This is a genomic window from Streptomyces sp. LX-29, from assembly GCF_029541745.1.
GTDB lineage: Bacteria > Actinomycetota > Actinomycetes > Streptomycetales > Streptomycetaceae > Streptomyces.
The window spans coordinates 3,236,780-3,255,357 of the sequence record NZ_CP089746.1 but is presented as its reverse complement, the minus strand read 5'-3'; the positions used below and the strand labels follow the sequence as shown (position 1 = coordinate 3,255,357).

Annotated in this window: 15 protein-coding genes; 11 read left to right on the top strand and 4 right to left on the bottom strand. The window is 71.3% G+C overall.

The features are described from left to right. The 4 genes from nuoL (at window position 1) to LRS74_RS13880 (ending at window position 6,139) form a co-directional block, all read left to right on the top strand. A complete protein-coding gene (gene nuoL / locus LRS74_RS13895; protein WP_277741289.1) occupies window positions 1-1,884 on the top strand; it encodes an NADH-quinone oxidoreductase subunit L in 1,884 nt (627 codons plus the stop codon). 3 nt (window positions 1,885-1,887) lie between these two features. Next, window positions 1,888-3,558: an NADH-quinone oxidoreductase subunit M gene (locus tag LRS74_RS13890; protein WP_277741288.1), complete on the top strand. Its 1,671-nt coding sequence runs from the start codon at window positions 1,888-1,890 to the stop codon at window positions 3,556-3,558. Beyond that, a complete protein-coding gene (gene nuoN / locus LRS74_RS13885) occupies window positions 3,555-5,207 on the top strand; it encodes an NADH-quinone oxidoreductase subunit NuoN (RefSeq protein ID WP_277741287.1) in 1,653 nt (550 codons plus the stop codon). Before LRS74_RS13890 ends, nuoN begins: the two co-directional genes overlap by 4 nt. Before the next feature lie 137 nt (window positions 5,208-5,344). Next, window positions 5,345-6,139: a hypothetical protein gene (locus LRS74_RS13880; protein ID WP_277741286.1), complete on the top strand. Its 795-nt coding sequence runs from the start codon at window positions 5,345-5,347 to the stop codon at window positions 6,137-6,139. A gap of 92 nt (window positions 6,140-6,231) precedes the next feature. Here the strand turns inward: LRS74_RS13880 and LRS74_RS13875 are convergent, their stop codons facing one another. Continuing rightward, the gene (locus LRS74_RS13875) at window positions 6,232-6,786 is read right to left on the bottom strand and encodes a hypothetical protein (protein WP_277741285.1); all 555 of its coding nucleotides are present in this window, start codon (window positions 6,784-6,786) and stop codon (window positions 6,232-6,234) included. Between the two features lie 59 nt (window positions 6,787-6,845). Beyond that, entirely contained in the window at window positions 6,846-8,069 is a 1,224-nt protein-coding gene (fahA, locus tag LRS74_RS13870) for a fumarylacetoacetase (protein ID WP_277741284.1), read from the bottom strand. A 251-nt stretch (window positions 8,070-8,320) separates the two neighbouring features. On the opposite strand from fahA, the gene LRS74_RS13865 reads away from it, so the two are divergent. From LRS74_RS13865 to LRS74_RS13840, 6 genes are all read left to right on the top strand, one after another. Continuing rightward, complete coding sequence (locus LRS74_RS13865) at window positions 8,321-9,559, top strand: ATP-grasp domain-containing protein (protein ID WP_277741283.1); 1,239 nt, start codon at window positions 8,321-8,323, stop codon at window positions 9,557-9,559. 70 nt (window positions 9,560-9,629) lie between these two features. Beyond that, entirely contained in the window at window positions 9,630-10,835 is a 1,206-nt protein-coding gene (locus LRS74_RS13860) for an FAD-dependent oxidoreductase (RefSeq protein ID WP_277741282.1), read from the top strand. A gap of 200 nt (window positions 10,836-11,035) precedes the next feature. Continuing rightward, window positions 11,036-12,046 carry a polyprenyl synthetase family protein gene (locus LRS74_RS13855; RefSeq protein ID WP_277741281.1) on the top strand — a complete coding sequence of 337 codons (1,011 nt, stop codon included), beginning with the start codon at window positions 11,036-11,038 and terminating at the stop codon, window positions 12,044-12,046. A 369-nt stretch (window positions 12,047-12,415) separates the two neighbouring features. Further along, complete coding sequence (locus LRS74_RS13850; RefSeq protein WP_277741280.1) at window positions 12,416-13,657, top strand: sigma-E factor regulatory protein RseB domain-containing protein; 1,242 nt, start codon at window positions 12,416-12,418, stop codon at window positions 13,655-13,657. Window positions 13,658-13,778: 121 nt separating this feature from the next. Continuing rightward, window positions 13,779-14,741, top strand: coding sequence for an ABC transporter ATP-binding protein (locus LRS74_RS13845; RefSeq protein WP_277744747.1), 963 nt, complete (start codon window positions 13,779-13,781; stop codon window positions 14,739-14,741). Next, entirely contained in the window at window positions 14,728-15,765 is a 1,038-nt protein-coding gene (locus tag LRS74_RS13840; RefSeq protein ID WP_277741279.1) for an ABC transporter permease, read from the top strand. Before LRS74_RS13845 ends, LRS74_RS13840 begins: the two co-directional genes overlap by 14 nt. 12 nt (window positions 15,766-15,777) lie before the next feature. Here LRS74_RS13840 and LRS74_RS13835 read toward each other — a convergent pair whose 3' ends face one another. Next, window positions 15,778-16,227, bottom strand: coding sequence for a VOC family protein (locus tag LRS74_RS13835; protein WP_277741278.1), 450 nt, complete (start codon window positions 16,225-16,227; stop codon window positions 15,778-15,780). 69 nt (window positions 16,228-16,296) lie between these two features. Here LRS74_RS13835 and LRS74_RS13830 point away from each other — a divergent pair, with 69 nt between their 5' ends. Further along, complete coding sequence (locus LRS74_RS13830; RefSeq protein ID WP_277741277.1) at window positions 16,297-16,914, top strand: CGNR zinc finger domain-containing protein; 618 nt, start codon at window positions 16,297-16,299, stop codon at window positions 16,912-16,914. A gap of 193 nt (window positions 16,915-17,107) precedes the next feature. Here the strand turns inward: LRS74_RS13830 and LRS74_RS13825 are convergent, their stop codons facing one another. Continuing rightward, complete coding sequence (locus tag LRS74_RS13825; protein WP_277741276.1) at window positions 17,108-18,490, bottom strand: M28 family metallopeptidase; 1,383 nt, start codon at window positions 18,488-18,490, stop codon at window positions 17,108-17,110. Window positions 18,491-18,578: the final 88 nt, after the last annotated feature.

The following is an 18,578-nucleotide window of genomic DNA, read 5'->3' as shown; positions in this document are numbered from 1 at the left end:
GTGGAGAACCTCATCGGATTGCTCGTCGCGGCCCCGCTGCTCGGCGCGGCCGTGCTGCTGTGCGGCGGCCGGAGACTCGACCGCACGGGGCACTGGATCGGCTGCGCGTTCGCGGCCGTCTCCTTTGCGATCGGCGTGGTGCTCTTCGCCGACCTGCTCGGCCGCGACGAGCACGACCGGACCCTGCACACCACGGTGTACAGCTGGATCCCGGTCGACGGCTTCCAGGCGGACGTCGGCTTCCAACTCGACCAGCTGTCGATGACCTTCGTGCTGCTGATCACCGGTGTGGGGACGCTGATCCACATCTACTCGATCGGCTACATGGAGCACGACGAGCGCCGGCGCCGCTTCTTCGGCTACCTCAACCTCTTCCTCGCGGCGATGCTGCTGTTGGTCCTCGCCGACAACTACCTGCTGCTGTACGTGGGCTGGGAGGGCGTCGGCCTCGCCTCGTACCTGCTCATCGGGTTCTGGCAGCACAAGCCGTCGGCGGCCACCGCGGCCAAGAAGGCGTTCATCGTCAACCGGGTGGGTGACGTCGGTCTGTCCATCGCGATCATGCTGATGTTCACCACCTTCGGGACCTTCGCCTTCGCCCCGGTGCTCTCCTCGGCCGAGCAGGCCGGCGAGGGCAAGCTGACCGCGATCGGGCTGATGCTGCTGCTGGCGGCCTGCGGCAAGTCGGCGCAGGTGCCGCTGCAGTCCTGGCTCGGGGACGCGATGGAGGGCCCCACCCCGGTCTCGGCCCTCATCCACGCCGCGACCATGGTCACCGCCGGCGTCTACCTCATCACCCGCTCCGGCGCGATCTTCAACGCGGCGCCCGACGCACAGACCGCGGTGGTCACGGTGGGCGCGGTGACGCTGCTCTTCGGTGCGATCGTCGGTTGCGCCAAGGACGACATCAAGAAGGCGCTGGCCGGCTCGACCATGTCGCAGATCGGCTACATGATCCTGGCCGCCGGGCTCGGACCGATCGGCTACGCCTTCGCGATCATGCATCTGGTCACCCACGGCTTCTTCAAGGCCGGGCTGTTCCTCGGCGCCGGATCGGTGATGCACGGCATGAACGACGAGGTCGACATGCGGAAGTACGGCGGCCTGCGGACGTATCTGCCGATCACCTTCGTCACCTTCGGCCTCGGCTACCTCGCCATCATCGGCTTCCCGGGGCTGTCCGGCTTCTGGTCCAAGGACAAGATCATCGAGGCGGCCTTCGCCAAGGGCGGCACCGAGGGCTGGATCCTGGGCGCGGCGACACTGCTGGGCGCGGCCATCACCGCGTACTACATGACCCGCGTCATGCTGCTGACCTTCTTCGGCGAGCGGCGCTGGGACCCGGCGGAGTACCACCCGCACGAGGCCCCGAAGTCCATGACCATCCCGATGATCGTGCTGGCCGTCGGCTCCGTCTTCGCGGGTGGGCTGTTCAGCCTCAACGACGCGTTCGTGACATGGCTGGAGCCGGTCACCGGGTACAGCCACGGGGACTCCCCGCTCAGCGCCGCCACCGTCACCGGCGCCACCATGGTGGTGCTGGCGATCGGCGTGGCCTTCGCCTGGGCGCAGTACGGGCGGCGCCCGGTGCCGCGCACCGCGCCGCGCGGCAGCCTGCTCACCCGGGCGGCCCGGCGCGATCTGCTGCAGGACGACTTCAACCACGTCGTCCTGGTCAAGCCCGGCGAGTACCTCACCCGCGGTCTGGTCTATGTGGACCACACCCTGGTCGACGGCGTCGTCAACGGCACCGCGGCCGGCGTCGGCGGCCTCTCCGGGCGGCTGCGACGGCTCCAGAACGGCTACGCCCGCTCATACGCGGTCTCGATGTTCGGCGGTACGGCGGTGCTCATCGCCGCGACCCTGCTGATGAGGGCGGTCTGAGTTATGTCATTTCCCCTGCTGACGGCCATGGCCGCGGTGCCCGCGATCGGAGCGATCGTCACCGCCGCCGTGCCCGCCGCCAAGCGCTCCGCGGCCAAGTGGACCGCGCTGCTCTTCTCGCTGGCCACCCTGGCGTTGGCCGCGGTGGCGCTGGTCCGCTTCGAACCCGGCGGCGCGCAGTACCAGCTCACCGAGTCGCACGCCTGGATCGAGGACTTCGGCGTGCGGTACGAGCTGGGGGTGGACGGCATCGCGGTGGTGCTCGTGGCGCTGACCGCCGTGCTCATCCCCTTCGTCATCCTGGCCGGCTGGCACGACGCCGATCCGCTGGAGAGCGACGGCGGCTCCGGGACGGAGCGGCCGGACCGCCGCTGGCGCCCCACCCAGGGGTTCTTCGCGCTGATCCTGATGGTCGAGGCGATGGTGGTGATCTCCTTCGAGGCCACCGACGTCTTCCTCTTCTACATCTTCTTCGAAGCCATGCTCATCCCGATGTACTTCCTCATCGGCGGCTTCGGAGACCGGGCCGGCGGCCGGTCCGCGGAGGAGTCGGCCACCCAGCGCTCCTACGCCGCGGTGAAGTTCCTGCTCTACAACCTGGCCGGCGGTCTGATCATGCTGGCCGCCGTGGTGGGGCTGTACGCGGTGACCGCGGACGACCTCGGCACCGGCACGTTCTCGCTCCAGCAGATCGCCGAGGCGCGCGCCGACGGCCGGCTCGACTTCGCCACCAGCACCGAGCGGCTGCTCTTCCTCGGCTTCTTCTTCGCCTTCGCGGTCAAGGCGCCGCTGTGGCCGCTGCACACCTGGCTGCCCAACGCGATGGGCGAGTCGACCGCCCCCATCGCCGTCCTGATCACGGCGGTCGTCGACAAGGTCGGCACCTTCGCGATGCTCCGCTACTGCCTCCAGCTCTTCCCGGAGGCCAGCACCTGGGCCACACCGGTGGTCCTCGTACTGGCGGTGATCAGCATCATCTACGGCGCGCTGCTGGCCGTCGGGCAGCGCGACATCAAGCGTCTGATCGCCTACGCGTCGATCTCGCACTTCGGCTTCATCATCCTGGGCATCTTCGCGATGACCAGCCAGGGCCAGGGCGGCGCGACCCTCTACATGGTCAACCACGGTGTGTCGACGGCGGCGTTGATGCTCGTGGCCGGGTTCCTGATCACGCGGCGCGGCTCGCGTCTGATCGCGGACTACGGCGGGGTGCAGAAGGTGGCCCCGGTGCTCGCCGGCACCTTTCTGATCGGCGGTCTGGCCACCCTCTCGCTGCCCGGACTGGCCCCCTTCGTCAGTGAGTTCCTGGTGCTGGTGGGCACGTTCAGCCGCTATCCGGCGCTCGGTGTCATCGCCAGCGCGGGGATCATCCTCGCGGCGCTGTATGTGCTGGTGCTCTACCAGCGGACCATGACCGGCCCGGTCAAGGACGAGGTGCGCGGGATGCCCGACCTGCGGCCCCGTGAACTCGTGGTGGTGGCGCCGCTGATCGCGTTGCTGATCTTCCTCGGCGTCTATCCGAAGCCGGTGACCGACATCGTCGATCCGGCCGTGGACCACACGCTGTCGGTGGTGGACGAGAAGGACCCCGAACCGGATCACCCCGTCACGGTCGACGCGGGCTGGTTCGGCTATCGCCCCCAGGGTGACCACGCTTCCGGAGGTGCCAAGTGACCAGCGCTTCGCTTGTCCACAGCCTGTGGACGACGGCGGCGGAACCGCCGGACAAGATCCCGTCGCCGGACATCGAGTACGGCCAGCTGTCCCCGACGCTGATCGTCCTCGGTGCCGCGCTGGTCGGCGTCCTCATCGAGGCGCTGCTGCCGCGCCGGCACCGCTACGCCGCCCAGTTGTTCACCTCCGTGGTGGCGCTGGCCGCCGCCTTCGCGGCCGTCCTGGGCCTGGCGGTGGGTGACTACGGCACCACCAAGGCCGGGGTCACCGCGATGGGCGCCATCGCCGTCGACGGCCCCGCGCTCTTCCTCCAGGGGACCGTTCTGCTGGTCGCGCTGGTGGCGGTGTTCACCTTCGCCGAGCGGCGGTTGGACCCCGTGGAGCACGGCAACCGGGTCGACTCCTTCGCCGCGCAGGCGGCCGCGGTGCCGGGTGGCGAGGCCGAACAGGCCGCGGTCAAGGCGGGGTTCACCACCACCGAGGTCTTCCCGCTGCTGCTGTTCGCGGTGGGCGGGATGCTCATCTTCCCCGCGGCCAACGACCTGTTGACGCTCTTCGTGGCGCTGGAGGTCTTCTCCCTGCCGCTGTACATCCTGTGTGCGCTCGCCCGCCGGCACCGGATGCTCTCCCAGGAGGCCGCGGTCAAGTACTTCCTGCTGGGTGCCTTCTCCTCCGCCTTCCTGCTCTTCGGTATCGCACTGCTGTACGGCTACGCGGGCACCGTCGGCTACGCGGGCATCGCGGACGTCGTCGACGGCGAGGTGACCCGACTCGACCCGGCGCTGGCCCAGACCATGGGCAACGACGCGCTGCTGCTGATCGGCGGCGCCATGGTGCTGATGGGTCTGCTGTTCAAGATCGGCGCCGTGCCCTTCCACATGTGGACGCCCGACGTCTACCAGGGCGCCCCCACCCCCGTCACCGGCTTCATGGCGTCGGCCACCAAGGTCGCCGCCTTCGGCGCGCTGCTGCGGCTGCTGTACGTGGTGCTGCCGGGGCTGCGCTGGGACTGGCGGCCGGTCATGTGGGGGGTGGCCATCCTCACCATGCTGGGCGGTGCGATCGTCGCGGTCACCCAGACCGATGTGAAGCGGCTGCTGGCCTACTCCTCGATCGCCCACGCCGGCTTCATCCTGGCGGGCGTCATCGCCACCACCCCCGACGGCATCTCCTCGGCCCTCTTCTACCTCGCCGCCTACTCCTTCGTGACGCTCGGCGCGTTCGCCGTGGTCACCCTGGTGCGCGACGCGGGCGGCGAGGCCACGCACCTGTCGAAGTGGGCCGGGCTGGGTCGACGCTCCCCCCTGGTGGCAGCCGTGTTCGCGGTCTTCCTCCTGGCCTTCGCGGGCATCCCGCTCACCAGCGGCTTCGCCGGCAAGTTCGCGGTCTTCAAGGCGGCGGCGGAGGGCGGCGCGGGCGCCCTGGTGGTGGTCGGCGTCGTCTCCTCCGCCATCGCCGCCTTCTTCTACATCCGCGTGATCGTCCTGATGTTCTTCAGCGAGCCCCGGGCCGACGGTCCGTCGGTCGCCGTGCCCAGCGCGCTGACCTCGTCCGCGATCGCCGCGGGCGTCGTGGTGACCCTGGTTCTGGGCGTCGCCCCGCAGTACTTCCTGGACCTCGCGAGCAGCGCCGGGGTCTTCGTCCGCTGAGCTGTTGGAGTGCGAATGCTGCGCCAGCCGAGGGTATTAGTAGGCAGATAGTAAAGATGCTCGGCGTGCCCTTCCGATACATGCCTAGGAGCGCGTGTTAACGCCTCCCACGCTTCGGAACAGGCAAGGAGCATCGAATGAGATCCGAAGTTACGAGCATGGCCCTGCGCCGCGGCCGCCCGGCCGCCAGGCTGGCGGTCCCCCTGGCCGTGATAGCAGCAGGGGCGATGTTCCCTGCGGCCGCGTCGGCCGCTCCCGCGGTCGACGACGGTTATGGCCACCACCGCTGCCAAGCCGTCGACAGCACCAGCAGGGAGTGGGGTGAGTTCCTCGGCGTCATCGTGGACGACGACGTGTTCGTTGGAACTCGCCATGGTCATGAGGACCACGGTGACCACCACGGCAGTCGTGGCGACGACCATGGCGACGACCACGGCAGCCGTGGCGACGACCACGGTGACCACTATGGCGACGACCACGGCAGTCGTGGCGACGACCATGGCGACCACTATGGCGACGACCACGGCAGTCGCGGCGACGACCACGGTGACCACCACAGCGACGGTCGCGAGCACGATTACGGTGACAGCCACGGGGATGACCGCGGCGACAGCCACCGCGCCTACGCCCTTCTCCATGACCACGAGGAGGCGAACGGCCACGACCACGGTAAGAACGGCCATGACGGCAAGAGCGACGACCACGGACGCGACTGGGTGCGTTGGCACAAGCTCTGGGACAAGGGGATCAAGGGGACGCCCTGCGACATCGACCTCAGCCTGAAGTCGGATCACAAGCTGCGGGTCGCCGTGATCACGACGCATGAGAAGCTCTTTGAGACCCATTGCCGGATCGAGCACAAGCCCCTGCGCCTGAAGTGCCACGACGACTGGAAGCAGATCGAGGGCAAGACCTTCGAAGGCCCCAGGTGAGTGCGTGTCGTGGTGAGTGAGCGGTAGCGGTTCCGGCCGTACGCCGGGTGCGGGTGCGCCAGTGTCGGCGCACCCGCACCGAAGTGTCCGGGTCAGCCCAGGTCGAGCCCGGTCGGCACGTCCAGGTCCGTCGGCACATCCAGGTCCGTCGGGATGTCCAGGTCGGTCGGCAGGTCCGTCGGAAGCCCGGTGGGCATGCCGCTCGGGGTCACGGACTTGCTGAAGGTGCTCTTCTTGCCGGACGCCCAGGCGACGGTGAGCGTCTTGCCGTCGGCGCTCTCGACCGTCCCCTTGGTGTAGTCGCTGGCACCGTCCTTGCAGGTGAAGTTGAGCGTCACCGGCTTGGACTCGTCCGCGACCGTGCCGGTGCAGGAGGTCTTGCCGAAGAGCATCGCGGTCTTCTCCGCGACGGACAGGATCAGCAGACCGTCGTCGGCGTGGGTGGCGTCCGTGGTCCAGCCGCCCTTGAGGTCGGCGGCCGTGACGTCCGCACCGCCGCCTCCGCCGTTCTCACCCGTGGGCGCGCCGGACTGCTGCCCGCCGACGGGGTCCTTCTTCTTCTTGCCACCGTCGTCACTGCTGGAACAACCGGTCACCAGCACAGCGGCGATCAGTGCCGCCCCCGTGATCTGTGCTGCCTTGCGCACGTTCTCTTCTCCCTCGGTTCGTGAGCGGGAACACGTCAAGGTAGCAGCAGCGGTGGGATTCAGTCAGTCGCCGGAACGACCCGACCGAGCACCTCGCCGAGGCCCACTCGCACTCCGTCCGGCCCCGGCGCCCAGGCGGTCAGCCGCACCTCGTCGCCGTCCTCCAGGAAGGTCCGCTTCCCGTCGGGGAGTTCCAGCGGGTCACGGCCGGACCAGGTCAGCTCCAGCAGGCAGCCGCGCTGCTCGGGGAGCGGGCCGCTGACGGTGCCGGAGCCGTAGAGGTCGCCGGTGCGCAGCGAGGCGCCGTTGACCGTCATATGGGCCAGTTGCTGCGCGGCCGTCCAGTACATGGTGGAGAACGGCGGATGTGCCACCGGGTGGCCGTTGATGGCGATCTCGAGGTGGATGTCGAGCCCGCCCGGTTCGTCGGCGGAGTCGTCGAGGTAGGGCAGCACCGGCTCGTCCCGCTCCGGAGGGCTGGTGCGGGCGGCGTCGAAGGCGTCCAGCGGGGTGATCCAGGCCGACACGGAGGTGGCGAAGGACTTGCCGAGGAACGGACCGAGCGGGCGGTACTCCCAGCTCTGGACGTCCCGCGCGGACCAGTCGTTGAGCAGGCACACGCCGAAGACGTGCTCACGGAAGGCGGTCAGCGGCACCCGCTCGCCCATGGTGGTGGGCGTGCCGACCACGAAGCCGACCTCGGCCTCGATGTCCAGCCGCTGGGTGGGGCCGAACACCGGGGACGTCTCCGAGAAGGGCAGCCGCTGGCCGAGCGGGCGCACCACGGGGGTCCCGGAGACCACCACCGTCCCGGCCCGGCCGTGGTAACCGATGGGGAGGTGCTTCCAGTTGGGGGTCAGCGCCTCGCCGTCCGGGCGGAACATCCGGCCGACGTTGGTGGCGTGGTGTTCGCTGGCGTAGAAGTCGACGTAGTCGGCGACCTCGAAGGGCAGGTGGAGGGCGACCTCGTCCAGCGGGCGCAGCAGCGGCTCGGTGGTCGCGCGGTGCGCCGGGTCGGTGAGCCAGGCGCGCAGTTGGGCGCGCACCTCCCGCCAGACCGGGCGGCCGGCGGCGAGCAGCGGGTTGAGCAGGGGCCGGCTGAGCAGCTCGGCGTGGGGCGAGCCGTGGGCGGCGGCCGCGGCGCCGGCGTCCAGCACATGGTCGCCGTAGCGGACTCCGATCCGCCGCTCCGGGGAACCGTCGGTACTGAACACGCCGTACGGGAGGTTGTGCGGCCCGAAGGGGTGGTCCTGGGGCAGGTCGAGCGGGCTCTGTCGCGGCATGGGGCTGCCTCGCCTTCTCCTCGTGGCCGGGGTGGCCGTATGGCCGGGTGCCTATGGAAGTGACGTACCGGATGTGGGGGCCGGCCACAGACTACGACGCGGCGACGCCCGGGTGACCTGTGGCGACTGGAGGCTAAAGAGCTGGCAATGTCCCGATAGTCCTTGCTGGAATCTGACATTCCCAAGTAGCGTCCTTAGTCGGGTCACGCTCAGTGGGGGGGCCACTGCGCTGGAGTGACCGAGGGGGACTGGTGGCGAGCAGCCAGGTGCCGTTCACGGCGGACCGGACCGTGCCCAGCCTGATCGTGAAGATCGGTGACTACCCGTTGCACCACGGCGGGGTCGGGGCGATCCGCAGCCTCGGCCGGATCGGCATCCCGATGTACGCCATCACCGAGGACCGCTGGACCCCCGCCGCCGTCTCGCGCTATCTGGAGCGGGCCTTCGTCTGGCCGACCACCGGCACCGAACGGCCGGAGCTGCTGGTGGAGGGCCTGCTGCGGGTGGGCCGGCGCATCGGGCGGCCGGCGGTTCTCATCCCCACCGACGAGGAGGCGGCGGTCCTGATCGCGGAGCACTCCGCGGAGTTGGCCGACCACTTCCTCCTCCCCCGGGTCGATCCCGGGCTGCCGCGCCGGCTGGCCAGCAAGCAGGGGCTGTACGAGCTGTGCGTGGAGCACGGGGTGCCGTCCCCGGAGGCGGTCTTCCCCGGCTCGTACGCCGAGGTGGCGGAGTTCGCGGCCGAGGCCACCTTCCCGTTGGTGGCCAAGAACCGGGCGGCGTTCGAGCGCCGCCGGCAGCCGGCCGTCGGCGGCACCACCCGGATCGAGGGTCCGCGCGAGCTGCTGGCCCTGGCCCGCACCTGGGGACCTCGCCCCGGCGTCATCCTGCAGGAGTATCTGCCGCGCGAGCACGCCGAGGACTGGGTCGTGCACGCCTACTTCGACGCCGAGTCCACCCCGCTCGCCCTGTTCACCGGCGTGAAGGTGCGCTCCTGGCCGCCGCACGCGGGCATGACCGCGTGCGCGTACGTGGTGGACAACCCGGAACTGGCCGAGATGGCCGCCCAGTTCATCAAGCGGATCGGCTTCAGCGGGATCGTCGACCTCGACTGGCGCTTCGACCGCCGCGACGGCCGGTACAAGCTGCTCGACTTCAATCCCCGTATGGGCGCGCAGTTCCGGCTCTTCGAGAACGAGGCCGGCATCGACGTGGTGCGGGCCCAACACCTGGACCTGACCGGGCGCAAGGTTCCCGAGGCCGAACAGCGGGACGGCCATCGCTTCATGGTCGAGAACATCGACCTGCCGGCCATGCTGGCCTATCGGCGCAGCGGTTACACCACCCCGCACGCGCCGGCGCGCGCCACCGGCACGGAGTTGGCCTGGCTGGCGCGCGACGACCTCAAGCCGTTCTTCACCATGCTCGCGCGGTTTGTCCGGCCGGGAGCGAGGCATCTGTACGAAATGTGGCGCGCCAGGAGGCTGTGACCCCACGCTGGAGGGGCCCGCGGGCTTCGGGCGCGAGTCTGTGACGGAAACCGTCCTGGGGAGGGGACTCGTGAGCGATCCTGTAGCTGTCATCGGAGCCGGTCCATTCGGCCTGTCGACCGCCGCCCATCTGCGGGCGCGCGGCATTCCGGTCCGCGTCTTCGGCGCGCCGATGGTGAGCTGGCGCTCCCATATGCCGGCCGGGATGCTGCTGAAGTCGACGCCGGCCGCCTCCAGCATCGACGCGCCGCAGCCCGGGCACACGCTGCTCGACTACTGCCTGCAGACCGGAGGGGTGCGGTACGAGTCGGACTGGGACGTCATCCCGGTCGAGACCTTCGCGGCCTACGGACTGTGGTTCCAGGAGCGGCTGGTGCCGGAGCTGGAGCAGGTGCGGGTGGTCTCGGTGGACCGGCCCGGCGGGCGGGGCGGCCGCTTCGAGCTGAAGTTGGACTCGGGTGAGGAGTGCGCGGCGCGGGCCGTCGTGGTCGCCACCGGGCTGACCGGGCTCGCCCATCTGCCCCCCGAACTGGCCGCCGTGGCGCCGGACGGCCCCTCGCCCACGGGCCCCGTCTCGCACAGCTCGCAACACCGTGACCTGCGGCGCTTCGCCGGGCGCGAGGTCGTGGTGGTGGGCGCCGGGCAGTCGGCCCTGGAGAGCGCGGTGCTGCTGGCCGAGGCGGGGGCGACGGTGCGGGTGGTGGCGCGCCGGCGCGGCGCGGTCGCCTTCGGCGCGCCGCCGGACCGGCAGCCGCGGCTGCGGCCCGAGTCGCCGTTCGGCCGGGCCTGGTCGCTGTACGCGTTCTCGTACCACGCGGAGGCGTTCCGGCATCTGCCCGCGCCCGCCCGACAGTTCCTGGTGCGGCGGGTGCTGGGGCCGCTCGGCGCCTGGTGGCTGCGGGAGCGCTTCGCGGGCAAGGTGCGGGTCACCGCCGGCGTGAAGATCACGCGGGCCGCGGTCGAGGACGGTCGGCCGGTGTTGCGGCTCGGAGGCGGCGGCCGGGTCGGCGAGGTCTCCGGCGACCATGTGCTGGCCGCCACCGGATACCGGATGGATCTCTCCGCGCTCGGCTTCCTCGGCCCGGAACTGCGCACCCGGGTGGCGGTGAGCGCGGGCGGGCCGCGGCTGGACGCCGGGTACGGCTCGTCGGTGCCGGGGCTGTACTTCACCGGGCTGCCGGCCGCGGCGAGCTTCGGCCCGATCATGCGCTTCGTGTGCGGGACCGAGTACGCCTCGCCCCGACTGGCGAGGGCGGTGGCGGCCGCGCACGGCTGAGCGAGCGGCGATGCGCGGGTGATGTGGGCCACATCGGAAACCAGGGGTGGAAGCCCGTCTACGCGGTAGCGGAAGTGAGAGGGCGCACAAGCCGGGAAGGCGCCCACGATGATCGATCCTCGACCGGATACGCTGCCTTTTAGTGGAGACAGCGACACATCGACATTCCGCGTGATCGTAGGCAGACAGGAGTACCCCTCGTGACCGTCGTCGGGCCCTTCGGGCTGAGCGTGCGGGACCAGACTCTGGAAGCCGACATCCAGGCCGGACTGGCGGCCGTGGAAGAGGGCCTGCTGGAGGCCACCAAGAGCGACGTCCCGTTCATCACGGACGCCGCCCAGCACCTGGTTCGGGCGGGTGGCAAGCGGTTCCGGCCGCTGCTGGTGATGCTGGCGGCGCAGTTCGGCGACCCGCACGCCCCGGGGGTGGTCCCCTCGGCCGTGGTGGTGGAGCTCACGCACCTGGCGACGCTGTACCACGACGACGTGATGGACGAGGCGGAGGTGCGCCGCGGCGTGCCCAGCGCCAACGCCCGCTGGGGCAACTCGCTGGCGGTGCTGACGGGCGACTTCCTGTTCGCCCGCGCCTCGCACATCCTCGCCGACCTGGGTCCGGAGGCGGTCCGGATCCAGGCCGAGGCGTTCGAGCGGCTGGTCACCGGCCAGATCCTGGAGACGGCCGGGCCGAGCGACGGACGCGACCCGATCGACCACTATCTGGACGTGATCGCCGGCAAGACGGGCTCGCTGATCGCGGTCTCCGGGCGGTTCGGCGCCATGATGGCCGGCGCCGACGAGGCGATCGTCAACATCCTCACGCAGTACGGCGAGCGCCTGGGCACCGCCTTCCAGCTCGCCGACGACGTCCTCGACATCGCCAGCGACAGCCATGAGTCGGGCAAGACGCCCGGCACCGACCTGCGCGAGGGCATCCCCACGCTGCCGGTGCTGCGGCTGCGGGCCCAGGCCGAGGCGAGCGGCTCCGCCGAGGACCGCGAGCTGTGCCGGATGCTGGACGGCGACCTCACCGACGACGCCCTGCTCGCCGAGGTGCTGCGCCGGCTGCGCGTCCACCCGGCGCTGGAGCAGGCGCGGCGCGACACGGTGCGCTACGCGGCCGAGGCCCGCGCCATGCTGGCCCCGCTGCCCGCCGGTCCGGCCAAGGCCGCGCTGGAGGGCCTGTGCGACGCGGTGGTGCACCGCGCGGGCTGAGCCGCGACCCGGGGCACGGCCCCGACGGTGCCGACCGGCCCCGTCCACCCGCCGCCGCGCCGTTCCGGCCGGGGCGGCACCCGGCGTGCGACCGTCCGGGACACGCGTGTTGGGGCGCGCGCGACGGGGCTGAGCCTCCGCCGGATGCGTGTGCACGGCATCGGTCCGCTGTCCCCTAGGGGTTCCACCGCGTGGTGACCCGGCCTCATACCGCAGCAGTACACGAAGTTGATCCCGCGGTCTGACGCGTCGGGCGGCCCCGTTTGGTGGGATGAAAGCACCACCACACGGCGGATCGGGCGACAATGGCCCGAGAGGTGGACGAGTGCAGAGCTGACAACCGCCGCCGACCACGGAGGTAGAGCACCCATGGCACGGATCCGACCGGCACAGGCCCCCGACGACGACTTCTGGGACGACGAGCGTCCCGTCCGGCGTCACAAGGCCGTTCGGTACGCAGTCCCGGCCGCGATCGCCGGCGTGGCCGCGGCCACGATCGGGCTGGTCCCGGCGCTCGCCGACAGCGGGGACCCCGACCTGCCGAAGATTTCGGCCGAAGAGCTCATCGGCAAGATCGCCGCTTCGGACGCCCAGCGGCTGTCCGGTTCGGTGAAGATCACCACCGACCTCGGCCTCCCCTCGATTCCCGGGGGCATGAGCCTGGGCGGCGGGGCCTCGGACGGCGGGGCGTCGGCCAGCCCCGAGTCCAAGCTCCCCGAGCTGGCGTCCGGCTCGCACACGCTGCGGGTGGCCGTCGACGGGCCGGAGCGGCAGCGGGTGTCGATCCTCGAGGACGCCGCCGAGTACAGCCTGATCCACAACGCCGGCGAGGTGTGGGCGTACGACAGCGCCAGCAACACGGCCTACCACGCCAAGGCGCCCAAGGAGGCGGCCGACAAGGACGCCGAGGGCGAGCACAAGCTGCCCGAGGGCCTCCAGGACGTCACGCCCCAGGAGCTGGCCAAGCAGGCGCTGGCCGCCGTGGACGACACCACCGAGGTATCGGTGGACGGCACCGCCAGGGTCGCCGGTCGCGACGCCTACCAGCTGCTCATCGAGCCCAAGCAGGGTGGCTCCACGATCGGTTCGGTGCGCATAGCCGTCGACGCGGACAACGGCGTGCCGCTGAAGCTCACCCTGAACCCGAAGAGTGGCGGCAAGGCGGTCGTCGATGTCGGCTTCACCAAGGTCGACTTCGGGAAGCCGGCGGCGAGCAGCTTCGAGTTCACCCCGCCCAAGGGCGCCAAGGTCACCGAGCAGGACGAGCTGGAGCGCGAGGCCGGGGCACACGGGGCCGACGACGCCTGGAGCAAGGACGCCGCGGCCGACTTCTCCGGGCTGAACGTGATCGGCGAGGGCTGGGGCTCGATCGCCGAACTCAAGCTCCCCGGCGGCGCCCCGGCCCTGCCCGACGACGCCGAGCTCTCGGGCGACGAGGGCGCCGCGGCCGACCTCTTCAGCGGCCTGGGCAGCAAGGTCAAGGGGGACTTCGGCTCCGGCACGGTGTTCAGCACCCGCCTGGTCAACGCCCTGATGACCGACGACGGCAAGGTGTTCGTCGGAGCCGTCGACAAGGACGCCCTGGTCGACGCCGCGAACGCCGCCAAGTAACACCGACGAACCGCGTGCGGCGGGGCGCGGCCGGGCAGTCCCCGGCCGCGTCCCGCCGCGCCACGAACCGCACCACGACGAAGGAGAGCTCGTGGACCAGCCGTCCGTCGAGGACCCGCCCGTGGCGTCGACCGCCGCGGGCCGCGACGCCGCGGTCGAGACGCGCGGGCTCACCAAGCGATACCGCGGGGGACAGCTCGCGGTCGACGCGCTGGACCTGTCCGTGCCCCGCGGCAGCGTCTTCGGGTTCCTCGGGCCCAACGGGTCGGGGAAGACGACCACCATCCGCATGTTGATGGGGCTCATCGAACCCAGCTCCGGCCGGGCACGGCTGCTGGGCGAGCCGATGCCGCGCGCCGCGCGCAGCGTGCTGCCCCGAGTCGGCGCCCTGATCGAGGGCCCGGCCCTGTACCCCTTCCTGAACGGCCGGGACAATCTGCTCCGGTTCGACGCCGCCGATCCCACCGCCGACCCGAGCACTCGGGCCGCGCGGGTCGCCGCGGCGCTGGACCGGGTCGGACTGGCGGCCGCGGCCTGGAAGAAGGCGCGCGCCTATTCGCTGGGGATGAAGCAACGCCTGGGACTCGCCGCCGCTCTGCTGCAACCACGGGAACTCCTCATCCTGGACGAGCCGACCAACGGCCTGGACCCGCAGGGCATGCGGGAGATACGCACCCTGGTGCGGGAGCTGGCCGACGACGGGACCACGGTCTTCCTCTCCTCCCATCTGCTGGACGAGATCGAGCAGGTGTGCACGCATGCGGCGGTCATGGCCCAGGGTCGGCTCATCACCCAGGGCACGGTCGCCGAGCTCGTGGCCGCCAGCCGTGGACGGCTGGGGGTCACCACCCCGGACCCGGCCGACGCGATCCGCGTGCTCAAGGAGCACGGCGTGACGGACCTGGTGGTCGTGGACGACCGGGTCACCGGGGAGCTGCCCACGGCAGACCCGCCGGACCTGGCGGACGTCAACGCCGCCCTGGTGCGCGCCGGGGTACGGGTGCGGGAATTCGGCACCGAACGGGCCTCGCTGGAGGACGCGTTCGTGGCACTGACGGGGGAGGGCTTCGATGTCGCGGGCTGAGTCACGGGCTGAGTCACGAGTGGGGGCGGGAGCGGAGTCGCGGGCTCGGTCACGGGTTGGTGGGGACGGAGCGGCGGCCGGGGCGGTCCGCCCGCCGAGGACCGGCGGGGCTGTCGGCGGGGAGGCCGGCGGGCCCGCCGGTCGCGGCCCCTCGGGCCCCGCGCGGGTGCGGCCCAACCCCCTGTGGTCACTGGGGCTCTTCCGCAGCGAGTTGGGTGTGACCTTCCGACGCTGGCGGACCCTGGCGCTGCTGGGCGTGCTCGCCGCCGTTCCGATCCTGGTCGGCATCGCGGTGAAGATCGAGACCAGCGACGGCGGCACCATCGGCGGGGGCGGCGGGGGAGAGGGCGAGGGCCCGGCCTTCATCGCCCAGGTCACCAACAACGGTCTCTTCCTGGTCTTCGCCTCCCTGGCCGCGACGCTGCCGGTCTTCCTCCCGATGGCGATCGGTGTCATCGCGGGCGACTCCATCGCCGGTGAGGCCGGTGGTGGAACGCTGCGCTATCTGCTGGTGGCCCCCGCCGGCCGCACCCGGCTGCTGCTCGCCAAGTTCCTCTCCGTGCTGGTGTTCTGCCTGGCCGCCACCTTGGTGGTGGCGGTCACCGCGCTGGCGGTCGGTGCCGCGTTCTTCCCGCTGGGCGAGGTCACCCTGATCTCCGGCACCAGGGTCTCCTTCGCGGACGGACTGCTGCGGGCCTTGGGCGTCGCGGGCGTCGTCGCCGCCTCACTGGTGGGCATCGCGGCGCTCGGCCTGTTCATCTCGACGCTCACCACCAGCGGCATCGCCGCCATGGCGGCGACCGTGGGACTGCTGATCACGGTGCAGATCGTGGACACCATCCCGCAGCTGCACGTCGTCCACCCCTACCTCTTCCCGCACTACTGGCTCAGCTTCGCCGACCTGCTGCGCGACCCCGTCTACTGGGACGAGGTGGTCAAGAACCTCAGCCTCCAGGGGCTGTACGCGGCGGTGTTCGGCTCCGCGGCCTGGGCGCGGTTCACGGCGCGGGACGTCAACAGCTGACCGGCCCGTGCGCTACTGCACGCAGAACTCGTTGCCCTCGGGGTCGGTCAGCACGCTCCATTCGCCGCCCGGCTCCTTGACGTGCCGGACGAGCGTGGCGCCCAGCGCCTCCAGCCGTCTCACCTCGGCCTCCCGCTCGCCCGGTGCGCCGTGCAGGTCCAGGTGGAGTCGGTTCTTCACCGTCTTCGGCTCGGGCACCCGCTGGAAGAGGATGCGCCGCCCCAGACCGGTGCCGGTCTCCGCGTCGAACGGATCGTCCGGGTGCCGCACCGCCACCAGATCCCGCCAGGCGCGGCGCCCCTCGAACTCGGTGAGCAGGTCCTCACTGATCGCGCCGTACCCCAGCAGGCGCTCGATCAGCGCGCTGTTGTCCTCCACCACATAGCCGAGCGCTTCCGCCCAGAAGACGGCCTGTCGGTGCGGGTCCGCCGCGTCGATCACAAGCTTCCAGTGCAGTGCCATCGCTTCCCCCGTCGGTCGGAGTGTCCGGTGCACCCCCTGCCGGGGCGCGTAACCAGTTATAGTGGTTACATGGTCGAGCATGCAATGGGTCTGGTCCTTCACTCACCCGAAGGGGTGCCCTACCACTTCGACCCGGGCGCCCTGTGTCTGGAGCTGCTGGTCACCGGCGGCCCCGCCGCCTTCGCCCGGTACGAGTCGCTGCATGAGCCCGCGGACCTCGTGGACTGGGTGACGCGCAGCCGGCTGCGTCCGACGCCCGAGACGGTGGTGACCGCGGCCGACCTGACCGCCGCGCGCCGGCTGCGGGACGCGCTGTGGCGGCTGACCGCCGACCGGGCGCACGGGCGCGCCGTGAGCCCCGCCGACGTCGCGGTGGTCAACGAGGCCGCGGCGGCGCCGCCGCTGGCGCCCGTGCTGGAGGGCGATGCCGAGCGCGGCTGGGCGCGGCCCGCGACCGGTGCCCAGCTGCTGTCCACGGTGGCGCGCGACGCCGTCGAGCTGTTCTCCGGACCGCACGCCCACCGCATACGCGAGTGCGGGGCCGATGACTGCTATCTGCTCTTCGTCGACACCTCGCGCCCCGGCCAGCGGCGCTGGTGCTCGATGCGGCGCTGCGGGAACCGACACAAGGTGCGCGCCCTGCGCGCGCGCCACCACGACCCGGACGGCACGACCGAGGGAGGGTGACCGGGGGAGGGCGCCGAGGAGGCGTGGCCCGGGGAGGGTGACCTGGGGAGGGTGCCGAGGAGCGCGGCCCGGGGAGGGTGACGTAGGGAGCCGCGGCCGGGGGCCGAGGGAGGGCGGCCGGGCATGGAACGACGCACGCCCGCGGGCGACGTGATCACTCAGCCTGATCGGGCCGGTCGGTGCTCGACAGGGCTCAGAAGGTGAGCTTCCAGCTGTCGATGTAGCCGGTGTCCTGCGCGGCGATGTCCTGCACCCGCAGCTGCCAGGTGCCGTTGGCCGTCTCACTGGAGGCGTCGACGGTGAAGGTGGCGATCACGTTGTCCGCCGAGTCCGAGCCGCTGGAGTTCTTCAGCCGGTAGGCCGTGCCGTCCGGCGCCACCAGGTCGACGACGAGGTCGCCGCGCCAGGAGTGCTTGATGTCCACGCCGACCTGGAGGTTCGACGGGGCGTTCCCGGTCCGCCCGGTGACGGAGAGAGGCGAGGCCACCGCGGAGCCGTTGTCCGGGATGGCGACGTCGGCGGTGTTCTCGTAGACGTCACCGCCGGGCGGGGTGGTGCCGCCGTCCCCGGCGAGCGTCCACACGGCGTGCGCGATGGCGTCGCTGTTCCGGTCCAGCGCGGTGTCGCTGATGTTGCTGATGGTGTCGCAGGAGGAGTGGTAGCAGCGGTCGAACGCCTGGCCCGCCGTCCCGCCCCACTTCTGGGCCTGGGCGGCCGTCTTGGACCGGCTGGCGCCGGTGAACAGGCCGCCGACCCGGACCCCGACGTTCTTGAACGACGCGTGGTCGGAGCGCCCGTCGCCCTCGGTCTCGATCTCGGTCGGCACGCCCTTGGCGGCGAACCAGTCCTTGAACAGCGACTCCAGCTGCGTGTCGTCGTCGTAGACGAAGTAGCCGGGGTTGGGCGAGCCGATCATGTCGAAGTTCAGATACGCGGAGATCTTCGAACGCTCGGCGGTCGGCAGGTTGTTCACGTAGTAGCGGGAGCCGACCAGGCCGAGCTCCTCGGCGCCCCACCAGCCGAACCGCAGGTGCTTCTTGGGCTTCAGGCCCTCGCGGGCCACGGCCAGCGCGTTCTCCAACACGGCCGCCGAACCCGAGCCGTTGTCGTTGATGCCCGGGCCGCTGGTGACGGAGTCCAGGTGGGCGCCCGCGAACACCACCTGGTCGGGGTCGCCGCCGGGCCAGTCGGCGATGAGGTTGTAGCCGGTGGCGCCGCTGGAGGTGAACTGCTGCACCGTGGTGGTGAATCCGGCGGCGTCCAGCTTGCCCTTGATGTAGTCGATCGACGCCTTGTAACCGGCCCGGCCGTGGGCGCGGTTGCCGCCGTTGGCGGTGGCGATGGACTGCAACTGGTTCAGGTGTGCCTTGACGTTGGCGACCGGGATGTCCGGGGCGGCGGCGGGGGCGGCCTGGGCCGCGGGCGCCGAGGCGGCCGGGTTCGCGTTCGCGGGCACCGCGGCGGTGGCGACCAGGGCCGCGACCGCACCGGCGGCGACGGCCGCACCGGCGGCACGGCGTATCAGCGATCTTCGCGGGGTGGGCCGATGGGTGCGCAGGGGCGCGGAAGGTGTCATGGGGGGCTCCGAATTCCGAACGGTGGGAGGACGGAATGAACGTGACGAAAGGTGGTGCACGTGCCCGTGGGGAGGGTGGGTGGAGCGA